This is a genomic window from Nostoc sp. DedQUE09, from assembly GCF_034530915.1.
In the GTDB taxonomy this organism is placed as follows: domain Bacteria; phylum Cyanobacteriota; class Cyanobacteriia; order Cyanobacteriales; family Nostocaceae; genus Nostoc.
On the sequence record NZ_JAVRCE010000033.1, the window covers coordinates 12251 to 24917 of the forward strand.

At 45.4% G+C, this 12667-nt stretch carries 4 protein-coding genes; 1 reads left to right on the plus strand and 3 read right to left on the minus strand.

The features are described from left to right. Positions 1 to 325 precede the first annotated feature (325 nt). Positions 326 to 2335: a cytochrome-c peroxidase gene (locus RMY27_RS20535; RefSeq protein ID WP_322666265.1), complete on the plus strand. Its 2010-nt coding sequence runs from the start codon at positions 326 to 328 to the stop codon at positions 2333 to 2335. Between the two features lie 587 nt (positions 2336 to 2922). Here RMY27_RS20535 and RMY27_RS20540 read toward each other — a convergent pair. From RMY27_RS20540 to rpoB, 3 genes are all read right to left on the minus strand, one after another. Further along, positions 2923 to 6969: a DNA-directed RNA polymerase subunit beta'' gene (locus RMY27_RS20540; protein ID WP_322666267.1), complete on the minus strand. Its 4047-nt coding sequence runs from the start codon at positions 6967 to 6969 to the stop codon at positions 2923 to 2925. A gap of 97 nt (positions 6970 to 7066) precedes the next feature. Then, the gene (locus RMY27_RS20545) at positions 7067 to 8944 is read right to left on the minus strand and encodes a DNA-directed RNA polymerase subunit gamma (RefSeq protein ID WP_322666268.1); all 1878 of its coding nucleotides are present in this window, start codon (positions 8942 to 8944) and stop codon (positions 7067 to 7069) included. 137 nt (positions 8945 to 9081) lie between these two features. Next, the gene (rpoB, locus tag RMY27_RS20550; protein ID WP_322666269.1) at positions 9082 to 12381 is read right to left on the minus strand and encodes a DNA-directed RNA polymerase subunit beta; all 3300 of its coding nucleotides are present in this window, start codon (positions 12379 to 12381) and stop codon (positions 9082 to 9084) included. Positions 12382 to 12667: the final 286 nt, after the last annotated feature.

Consider the following 12667-nt stretch of genomic DNA (forward strand, 5'->3'; position numbering starts at 1 on the left):
TTGTACTTTTGTAACAAATCGTGAAGAATACAGCAAGCGATCCCGTGATTAATTGTACTGATGGATAGGCATAGAATGACTGATAATTGCTGGTCTATGTATTAAATATTACTAATGTGGCGTCAGTTGGAGAAAGTCGCAGCATTCATGACAATAGTAATCCTAAGAGAATCAGATTACTGCGGCGTAGTATTTTATAGATGGTTAAAATACATCATTTATACGCTTATAATACATTTTTGGTACTTTAATACTACATAAATTAAGGTTGAGTCTTCCTGAGTCAGTTTCAACCTGATGGTTTCCACACGTATCGCGAGGTCTTATGATACGCTCAAATACCGCATTAGCAATATTAATCGTGCTAATTTTGATATTATTCTGGTTTTATTTAATGCATAAAACCAGAATAATATCAAGATATTCACGCCCTCTGGCAATTTTCGTTATAGTTTCTGTGGCGATCGCTGGTGGAGGTATCGTATCCGCAGAAGTAACACCGAACCCGACTCCCCTAAATAACATAACCAGTTTGCCATCGGCTACATCTGGAGATCCTACCCCGGCGAACCCACTACTCTTGACAGCAGTGGCTCAACCAAGCAATCTCACAGACTTTGTTGACGACCAGCAAGCTTTACTCAAGCTAGGAAAAGCCCTATTTTGGGACATGCAGCTTGGTAGTGATGGCGTTCAGTCCTGTGCTAGTTGTCACTTTCATGCGGGAACTGATAATAGATCAAAGAATCAAATCAGTCCTGGTCTTTTGGCATCACTGAAAGATATAACTTTCCAGGTAGGTGGTGCTGCAAACTATCAGCTCACGGCGGCAGATTTTCCATTTCACAAACTGGCAGATCCTAACGATCGAACCAGTACGGTTATTTCTAACACTAACGATGTCGCCTCATCCCAAGGTGTGTTTTACAGTGTTCTTAAGAACACTGTTCCGGGTCAAGCAGTGGATTCGGCTACATCTGAACCAGATCCAGACGGCTTTCAAGTCAATGGAATTAATGTGCGTCGAGTTGCGCCGCGTAATACCCCAACGGTAATTAATGCAATTTTCAACAAACTCCAGTTTTGGGATGGTCGCGCCAAGGAAACCTTCAATGGGGTGAATATAAAAGGAGCAGCAGACCTGAGTGCTAAAGTTTACAAAGCTACAAAACCAAAGCAACTAACTGCTGTTTCCGTTTCGCTCAACAATTCCTCTATTGCTTCTCTAGTCACCGGACCACTATTGAGTGAATTTGAGACATCTGCTAATGGTCGTACCTTACCTGAAGTCGGTGCTAAGTTTCTGCGAAAAAAAGGTCAGAAGATCAAAAGCCTCAGACCTTTAGGTAAACAACTTGTAGATCAGCAAGACAGTGTTTTAGGATCTGACAGTCGATTTCCTCGCCCTGGTCTGAAAACCACATCCTACGATCAGCTGATTCGGAAAGCCTTTAAGAAGGAATGGTGGAAGTCAAAGTCAATCATTCAAGTTGATAGTAATGGAACACCAACAATCCTCGCCAAGAATGATGATGGTAATGAGAGTGAGGAAGGACAGACTTTACCTGCAAATCAGTTTTCGCTTAGAGATTGGAACTTCTCCTTATTTTCTGGGTTAGCAGTGCAAAAGTATATATCTACTCTTGTGTCTGACAATACACCTTTTGATAAATTCCAAGCGGGAAATATCAATGCTCTCACCGCTCAGGAAAAAAGCGGTCTGACTGTATTTGTAAATAGTACGGCTAATGGTGGCGGTAATTGCAACATCTGCCATACGATTCCAGAATTCACCACCGCTTCGATAAGAAGAACCGCAGGAGTAGCTTCAACTGATTCAACTGATCCGCTTATTAATAATCCAACTAACGGCTTCTTCCCTAACTACGGAGTCAGACCTGCCTCAGACGATCCAGGAGCTGGAAACACTACCAAATCGCTGTTTAAAGCACCTAGCCTGCGTAATATCGGCTTGACAGCTCCATATATGCATAACGGTGGGATGGCAACTTTAGAGCAAGTAGTGGACTTTTACAATCGTGGTCGAGGTGACGACGGTGGGCCTGGTGCAGGAGTGTTGAACTTAACCGATGCTAAAAAAGCTGATTTGGTCGCTTTCTTAAGAAACGGACTAACCGATCAGCGAGTCCTCCTTGAACAAGCACCCTTTGATCATCCGCAATTGTTCATCCCTAATGGACATCCTGGCAATCAAAGCTCAGTGACTTCCAGTGGTAATACTAATGGGACTCCTACTGCTACAGATGAGCTCTTGGAAATACCCGCAGTCGGTCGTAATGGTGTTACTACTCCCAAACCAAATTTCTTAGAGTAATACTCTAGACTTGAAACGTAATTGTTCAGGGAGTAACGATCAAATGAGGGTTACAAACACAATTTAATTGAATTCTTTAGCCTTATTTTCTCAAATTTATGGGCTTGATAGTGCCTCAAACATTGTTAACTTCGTATACTTCCTGAACGGTTCCAGCAGACAGCATCAAAATTATCTGAAGCCAGAAATATCACAGTCAAATAAGTTACCTTGGACTTAATATAGAACCAGCGATCGCTCGACAGTTTTTATAATTTTAAATTCATGAATAAAGTTACTAGAATCAGATGGTTATGTACCAGTGATTACTAGGGCGTGTCATCAATTAAGCCAAATGATAGAAGCAGCTAGATAAATTGCACCTAAAAAGTTTGCAGCGCTGTAAAGTAGAAAATTTCAATATACTGATTGCGATCGCTTATTTTAATTGAATATGACGACACTTGCTCGCTAGGGGTAAAACTGAAACTAGCGCGCCCCTTTGCAAGGGGCACGCTAGCACGAGTCAGGTATTTTGGTTATTGGTAATTGAGCAGACTGGATATTACCTTTTCCCTTTTCCTTTTTAGACGCGAAATATCAAGTTTCTATTCGTCGTCGAAATCATCTTCGTCGTCTTCCTCTTCTTCCTCGTAATCGTCGTCATCTACTACTTCGTCAGCAATTAGTTCATCTTCTTCATCTAGAATTGACCTTTCTGCACGTCTGCTGCCAAAGCCAGATTCCCCAAGAGTAGGAGAATCTAAATTATAGGTGCGAGCTGTGCGATCGTCTAAGACCATATCTAGGGGATCGTCAACTTCATCTAACACGCTACTGGTAATTTCAGCAGCATAGTCATCGATCGCTCCTGGTTCTTCATAGGTATTGTATCCAGTACCTGCCGGAATCAATCGCCCGATAATCACGTTTTCTTTTAATCCGCGCAGCCAGTCAGATTTGCCTTCGATAGCTGCTTCGGTGAGTACCCGTGTTGTCTCTTGGAAGGAAGCGGCGGAAATAAAGCTGTCGGTGTTCAACGATGCTTTAGTGATCCCCAATAATACTGGGGTATACTGTGCCCTAGCACCGCCTGTAATTGCCATAGCTTCGTTCACCTGCTCAACTTGACGCAGTTCCACCAATTCGCCGGGAAGCATTGTGGTGTCACCACCATCATCAATCCTGACTTTGTTGGTCATCTGGCGAACAATCACTTCAATGTGCTTATCGGAAATATCAATCCCTTGAGACTGGTACACCATTTGCACTTCATTCACTAAGAAGGTTTGTACCTTCTGTAAGGCAAGGCTAGCACAAGCATAGATGCCATCTTCGGAACCCAAGCTAAAGAAGATTTCCAAAATTTCATGGGGATTGGATGGCCCATCAGTTAACGGTTGTCCTGCTAATACTGTCGAGCCATCTGGCACAATCAAATTTTGTCCTGGTCCCAGAGGATAATCTGTCACCACCCCATTGGATTCTACGACCTTGATGGCGATCGCTTCATCACCATCACCGTAAACTACCTTAACTTCTCCGCCTCGCCGACATAAGATGCACGCTTCTTTCGGTTTACGAGCTTCCAGCAGTTCCTCAATCCGGGGCAAACCTTGAATGATATCTCCGGTTTTGGCGCGTTCAAACACTAGCAACACCAAGTTATCACCCCGTTGTACTAAATCGCCGTCTTCTATCTGCAACACAGCACCAGGGCTGACTCGATAAGGGCGACCGATACGGGTAGTAATAACGTAGTTTTTACTACTCAAAGCTGATTCTTCACCAGATGCAGCAGCGACACTTTTAATATCGACTACTTGCCCTGATTCTGGGGCAAAAACTCCAGGAGCAACTTCTGTACCTTCTACTAATAAGTCACCCACTTTTACCTTTGGCTGAGTACTAGTATTAATGGGAAGTCTGTCAGCGTCGCGCAACACCAAACAGCGACGCACGTTTTCGGTTCCTTTTTTAACACCTCGTACTTCCCCACCTTCTTTACACAAGATTTGGGTACGTGCGACTACAGAACCTGGGGCGATGGTTAGCCCATCGTGTACCTCAAGTGTCGTCTGGGTACTACCTTGGGTGGCATCAGCGGTAATGTCTCGACGAATTACCAAGGATTCCAAAATCACTAGTTGTAAACGTTGAACTTCTGGGTCTTCAGTATCCTCTACTAATTCAATATCTGCTGCCAGGGGTGAAGCATTATGGTCTTGTTCCCCTTCTTGCTCAATTTCTAGCACTAGCTGGGTTCGCAGCAGTTCTACGCCTTCAACAGATTTGACGCGTTCTGAATCTTTATAAGGCAGTCGCTGCACCGCTCTTAATTGGATCGATCGCCCGGTTTGTTGACTTACAGATGTAGTTGATGGCACATCTGGATTATCAGGGACGGCAAACTCAACTACTGGACGGCTCAACAGGGCGGGCCCCTCTGGTGTCTCTACATACTGGATATAACGCAATTCTGTGGCGACATTACCTTGGAATTCTTCACCTGGTTGGATGAAGGTGTTATCTCGCCCGATAACTGATTCGGGATCGTCCACCATCAGTAGTTCCCCTGGCTTCACGACTACTTCCCGGAGGATGTCGTTTTTCTGGGTCACTTCTACTACACCACTGTTTTGGCAGAAGATATCTTTCACCACTTCAGTGCCAGCTTCGACAAACTGACCGTCCTCTACCAACAGTAAAGAGATATCTTTATTAACTTCGTGGCTTTCTTCGGGAATCCACAACAGTGTACCGCCCTGCACGACTTCATAACCCAGCTTGGCTTTGCCTTTTTTCTGGACTTCGACACCTGCAAATTTCAGGAATCCACCAGTGGTTGTGCGATAGCGATCATCGATTAACTCAGCTACCACTTGACCATTTTGCACTTTTGTGCCCGGTGTAGCTCGGAGGTTAAATACTTGGTTGTTGCCAGTAGAAACTAAGTAGTTATTGCGACCTTGGGAACTTTGGACTGTCACCGTTGCTTGGTCTAAGACCACAGAAGCGGTGATAATTTCAATTTCCCTAGTACTCTTACCTGGGGTAGCTTCTGGTAAGCGCACCACACCGCCGTGCAAACTAGTTAACTTGGTTTCTGCCAAAACTCCATTAGAAGCGATCGCATCACCATTTTTCACTACTAATTCTGCACCAGGCGGCAAGTTGTAAACTTCCCCAGACAAAATCCAAATCAAGCCACCGCGTGCGGCTGTGGTTGTGGTATTACCTTGACGGTCAGTTTTTTGTTCTGGAACAACTTCGGCAAATTGCACTTCCCCTGCTAAATCAGAGGCGACATCTTTAACTGCTTTTTCTGTATTAGTCCGAGTTGTGCGTCCACCAAGGGCAACTTCTGCCAACAACTGACCTTGTTTTACCTTATTTCCATCAAATACATATAGTGTTGAACCTTGGGTAAGATGAACCTCTTGGTTCTCCGGAGTAACATCACCTACTTTTGCTGGCTCCAAAAGCATGATGCCATTAGCCTCAACATAAAGGGCATCTTCCCCGTGGCGGGTACGATATGTTCTGGTCTTCAGTTTGCGGGGAAGCTTGACAGTTCCATCAATTTTAGAACGAACTTGTTGTGCCACTTCTCCGGTAAACACCCCACCTGTGTGGAATGTCCGCATTGTTAGCTGAGTACCAGGTTCGCCGATACTTTGGGCGGCAATAATCCCCACAGCTTCGCCCAAATCTACCATCTTGGCGTGGGCTAAACTCCAGCCGTAGCAGTGTTGACAGACAGAACGCGCGGCTTCACAAGTGAGTGGCGATCGCACCACAACTTCTCCCACCCCAGATTTTTCAATTTTCTTCGCCAAATCCTCAGAAATTGGGGTATTACGTGCTGCAATCACTTCTTTTGTTACCGGATGCATGACATCTTCGCCAATTACCCGTCCCATCAAGCGGGTTCCCAGAGGAATCAAGGTTTTGGCACCTTCTGTCATTGGTTGAATCGCCAGACCTCTAGTGGTGCCGCAGTCAAATTCCCGAATAATTACATCCTGGGATACATCTACCAAACGGCGGGTGAGATAACCAGAGTCAGCCGTCCGCAAGGCAGTATCCACCAATCCTTTTCTGGCCCCGTAAGACGAAATAATGTATTCCGTTACAGTGAGCCCTTCACGGAAGTTGGTTTTGATCGGCAAATCGATAATTTCCCCTTGAGGATCTGCCATCAATCCCCGCATTCCCACCAATTGCCGCACTTGAGAGATGTTACCCCGTGCCCCGGAGAATGCCATCATGTATACGGAGTTCAGGGGATTAGTTTTCTTAAAGTGAACGACTACTTCATCTTTCAAGGCTTCACTAGTACCATTCCAAGTATCGATTACCTTTTGGAAGCGTTCTACTTCAGTAATTTCTCCCCGTTGATAACGGGTTTCAGTAGCGCGAATTTCTTCCTCAGCTGCTTCTAAGAGCAATCGCTTAGTTGGTGGTATCATCAAGTCATCTACACTGATGGAAACCCCTGCTTTGGTAGCGTAGCGAAATCCCAAATCTTTCAGTTTGTCCGCCATCACTGCGGTTCGCGCCGTACCATAATGCGTAAACGCCCAAGAAATTAATTTTTGCAGTTGACTTTTGTTAACTACGCGATTGCGAAAAATCATTTTTTCGTTAGTCATTAGTCATTAGTCCTAAATTAATAATTAGGAGTTAGGAGTTAGGAGTTAGGAGTTTGTAATTAATAACTCCTAACTCTTAACTTTTCACTCCTCACTTTTAGCTTGCAAGTGCTTCCTGAATGGCATTGTTGTAAATAACACGACCAGGAGTTGTGTATATATACTGGGAAATTACATTGCCTTTAGCGTCTTGTCTAACTCGACGGAACTTATAGAGTAATGTGCGCGTACCATCCTCGTTTTCCGTCACTTTCACGGGTTCTGTATCCGATTGGTCTGATTCTATTTCACCGTCAAACCGCACATAGATGTAGGCGTGCAAGTCAATTTGATCTTGCTGGAAAGCCATAATTACATCCTCTAGCGAAGAAAAGTAATTTCCTGCCCCTTTTGTCGCATCGGGATTTTCTGCTGTTAAATAATAGGCTCCCAATACCATATCTTGGCTAGGCGTGATGATCGGTCTACCTGTGGCTGGTGACAAAATATTGTTAGAAGCCAACATTAACAACCGCGCTTCAGCCTGACTTTCTAAAGAAAGAGGAACGTGTACCGCCATTTGGTCGCCGTCAAAGTCGGCGTTAAAGGCTGGACACACCAGAGGATGCAGTTGAATCGCTCTACCTTCTACTAAAATTGGTTCAAAAGACTGAATACCCAAGCGGTGCAATGTTGGTGCCCGGTTTAGCATTACAGGGTGTCCTTCAATCACCTCTTCCAGCACATCCCAGACACTGGGATCATTACGGGATATCAGCTTTTTCGCAGCTTTGATGTTATTTACCATGCCGCTACGAATCAGGCGGTTAATCACAAATGGCTGAAATAGCTCAATCGCCATTTCTCTAGGCAAACCGCACTGGTGAATTTTCAGCTTTGGCCCGACCACAATAACCGAACGTCCAGAGTAGTCAACTCGTTTACCCAACAAGTTTTGTCGGAAACGTCCTTGCTTACCCTCAATAATGTCGGACAAAGATTTCAGGGGTCGATTATTTGCCCCTACTACAGTGCGTCCCCGACGACCATTGTCAATCAAAGCATCTACTGCTTCTTGCAGCATCCGCTTTTCGTTCCGCACAATAATCTCTGGTGCCAAAATTTCTTGCAAGCGTGCCAAACGATTGTTGCGGTTAATTACCCGCCGATACAAATCATTCAAATCGCTGGTAGCAAACCGTCCGCCATCTAGTTGCACCATTGGGCGCAAGTCGGGCGGAATCACAGGAATAACTGCCATTACCATCCACTCTGGTTTGGAACCAGTAGCGATGAAATTGTCAATTACCCGCAGTCGCTTAATTAGCTTGGCTCTCTTTTGTCCCTTGGCGTTGCCAATTTCTTCGCGTAGGCTTTCCGCTTCTTGTTCCAAATTAATATCGGCAAGCAAACGCAATAGCGCTTCAGCCCCAATACCTACCTCTACGCCTTGCAGAACAGAATCTTCGCTATAAATTTGGTCTTCTATTTCCAACCACTGGTCTTCGCTCAGTAGCTGTTTGTAAGTTAAAGTTTCGGCATTACCTGGACTCAGGACAACATAAGAGTTGAAATAGACAATCTGCTCGACATCCCGCAAGGGCATATCCAACAAAATGGAAATATAGCTAGGGATACCCTTGAGATACCAAACGTGAGCTACTGGTGCGGCGAGTTTAATATAGCCCATGCGGTGACGACGCACCCGTGACTCAGTGACTTCTACCCCACAACGCTCACAAACAATACCTCTGTGACGAACTCTTTTATACTTGCCACAATGGCATTCCCAATCTTTCGCGGGACCAAAAATGCGCTCACAAAACAAGCCATCCATTTCTGGCTTGAGAGTTCGGTAGTTAATCGTTTCTGGCTTGGTAACTTCACCGACTACTTGACCATTAGGCAATGTTCTCTCGCCCCATTGGCGAATACGTTCCGGGGAAGCCAAGCCGATTTTTACGTAGTCAAACTGATTAGTTTGGGCAGGTCTCATACTTAAGTGCTGAGTTTCGAGTTATGAGTTTTGAGTATATTTAGTTTTAAGGTTTGAATTAAGAAATATCCAAGTGCTAAATGCCAATTACTGAGTTTTTTAATACTCAGCACTCAGCACTCAGCACTCAGCACTCCTTATTCGTCTTCTTCCAACGATTCGCGGGAAAGAGATTCGTATGTTGGTCGAGGAGGTGTACGACGGGCTGATTGGTCTGCCATCAAATCGACTTCTACATCCAGGGAACTGCCGTCTGTTTGGGTTTCTACCTTGTGTACGGCAATATCTAACCCCAATGATTGCAACTCGCGCATTAGCACCTTAAAGGATTCTGGAGTTCCAGGTCGAGGAATTGCCTTACCTTTAACGATCGCATTTAACGCTTCATTCCGTCCTTGCATATCGTCAGATTTAACTGTGAGCAATTCCTGTAAGGTGTAAGCTGCACCAAAGGCTTCCAATGCCCACACTTCCATTTCTCCAAACCTCTGACCACCTTGTTGTGCTTTACCACCCAAGGGTTGCTGAGTCACCAGTGAGTATGGGCCTGTGGAACGGGCGTGGATCTTATCATCCACCAAATGCACCAGCTTCAGCATGTAAGCCACACCGATGGTAATTGCTCGGTCAAAGGGTTCGCCTGTACGACCGTCATACACCATGATTTTGCCTGGGTTATCTGGGTTATATACCCAATCTTTCCCTGTTTCGTCTCGTGCTTCTTGCAATTTGCCATGCACGATTCGGCGAGATGACTCTTCCCCGTACATTTCATCAAAGGGAGTAATTTTAAATCGCACTCCCAAGGTTTGACCAGCCCAACCCAAGAGGCACTCAAATACTTGTCCGACGTTCATCCGGCTGGGTACGCCCAAGGGGTTAAGTACAATGTCCACTGGTGAACCATCGGGCAAATAAGGCATATCTTCCGCTGGTAATATCCGGGAAATAATCCCTTTATTACCGTGGCGTCCTGCCATTTTGTCGCCAACTTGGATTTTGCGTTTTTGAGCGACATACACCCGGACTACCATATTGGCTCCTGGTGGCAGTTCATCGCCTTGTTCACGAGTAAACAAGCGCACATCAACTACGCGGCCTTTTTCACCGTTTGGTACTCGCAGAGAATTGTCTCGCACATCCCGTGCTTTCTCACCAAAAATTGCACGTAAGAGTTTTTCTTCTGGCGGTTGGTCAGATTCACCCTTGGGTGTAACTTTTCCTACCAAGATATCACCAGCTTCTACCCATGCCCCAATGCGAATGATTCCCTGTTCATCCAACTGACGCAAGGCATCTTCCCCGACGTTGGGAATTTCTCTAGTAATTTCTTCTGGTCCCAATTTGGTTTGTCTAGCTTCAATTTCATATTTTTCAATGTGAATTGAGGTGTAGACATCATCCTGCACCAGTCTTTCAGAGATTAAAATCGCGTCTTCGTAGTTGTAGCCTTCCCAAGGCATATAGGCAACGACGATATTTTGTCCTAGCGCCAATTCACCGCCTTCGGTGGAGGAGCCATCAGCCAATACCTGACCAGCAACAACCCGTTCACCAATGCGGACGAGAGGTTTCTGATTTAAACAGGTGTCTTGGTTTGAGCGTTGGTACTTGGAAAGGGTGTACTTAATTTCTTGGGTATTAGCTTTAGGACGAACGCGAATTTCCGTAGCATCCACATAAGTGACATCGCCATCAGTACGCGATACAATCACCATCCCAGAGTCTCTTGCACCTTGGGCTTCCAAACCAGTACCCACCAGAGGACGTTCTGGCTTGAGCAGGGGTACTGCTTGCCTTTGCATGTTCGATCCCATCAGCGCTCGGTTAGCGTCATCATGCTCCAAGAAAGGAATCATGCTGGTTGCTACCGACACAATCTGTACGGGAGATACTGCTACGTAGTCCACCTGTTCTGGTGTTGTGGTGGAAAATTCTTGACGATAACGGACTGGCACTAGTGGCCCAATAATGTGCCCGCTTTCATCTACGGGAATATCTCCCGGAGCAACCCGTAGATCGTCTTCTTCATCGGCTGTCATGTAGGCTGGAGGCAGATCAAATCTGACTCGCCCATTTTCTACAGGTCTAAATGGTGTTTCTAAGAACCCATATAGGTTAACCCGCGCATGGGTTGCTAGGGAGCCAATCAATCCGGCGTTGGGGCCTTCTGGTGTCTCAATGGGGCAAATGCGTCCATAGTGACTAGGGTGAATATCCCGCACGGCAAATCCAGCGCGTTCGCGGGTTAAACCACCGGGACCAAGGGCACTTAGACGGCGTTTATGGGTCAGTTCTGCTAGAGGATTGGTTTGATCCATGAACTGACTTAATTGGCTAGAACCAAAGAATTCTTTAATTGCTGCTACCAATGGTTTGGGGTTCACCAAGGAAGCGGGAGTTAGCACTTCGGCATCGGATACAGTCATCCGTTCCCGAATGATTCTCTCCAAACGGTTTAAGCCCACCCGCACTTGGTTTTGCAGCAATTCACCGACGCTTCTCACTCGACGGTTGCCTAAGTGGTCAATGTCATCGATATTACCGATATCATATTCTAGGTTGATCAGGTAATCTACGGCTGCCAAGATATCGCCAGGAGTCAACACGCGCATGGTGTCTGGGACAGAAAGGCGCAATTTCTTGTTGAGTTTGTACCGTCCAACGCGACCAAGGTCATAACGTTTCGGGTCAAAGAAACGAGAATCTAGGAGTTGTTGTCCACCTAAGACTGTGGGTGGTTCACCAGGACGGAGTTTGCGATATAACTCCATCAGCGCTTCTTCCTCAGAGAATTGCCCTTCTTTTTCAATGGTTTTTTGGAAATACTCTGGGTGGCGTAAGGCGTCAAAGATTTCGTTATCTGATAACCCTAAAGCCTTTAAAAGTACTTGTGCTGACAGTTTGCGGGTTTTGTCGATGCGTACCCACACCAAATCGTTACGGTCTGTTTCAAATTTCAGCCATGCTCCTCGGTTAGGAATTAAGCTAGCCGAATAAGTACGTCGCCCGTTTTTGTCGATTTCTGATTTGTAATAAACGCCTGGCGATCGCACGATTTGATTGACAATTACCCGCTCGGCTCCGTTAATAATAAATGTGCCGCGATCGGTCATCAAAGGCAAATCGCCAATGAATACCTCTTGCTCTTTGATTTCCCCGGTTTCCTTATTAATCAACCGTGTGGGAACATACATTTGAACGGCATAAGTACTATCCCGCCGTTTGGCTTCTTCAACGCTGTACTTTGGCTCCTTGAGTTTGTAGTTATGACCCAAAAAGTGCAGTTCTAATTTGCCCGTATAATCTGTAATAGGACTAAAGGAGTTAAGTTCTTCTATCAGCCCTTCTTCCAAAAACCAGCGAAAGCTTGACCGCTGGATTTCAATCAAGTCGGGTAACAGAAAGGCGGGTTCCATATATGTTTCTTTAGTCATGCCTCTACCTTTGTTAACCTGGTTAAATTTTCCCTTGGACACTGCTGTTTGACGCTTCCCATTGCTAGCCAGTGTCCTTGGCTGTTTGGGAACTTTTTCTTACACACTTGTGATTTACATCTGTCGGCAAAAGCAGCGATTAAATTTGGCTGGAATGAGCAATTTTTACAAGGAAAGTTGCCCATAAGAAGGGACTAAGTAATGGGTATTATGAAAGCAAGGGAAAAGTTGCTGAAAATCTTTTTCCTTTGCATCTCATGCCCAATGGAGCTAGTAGCTTCTCCTG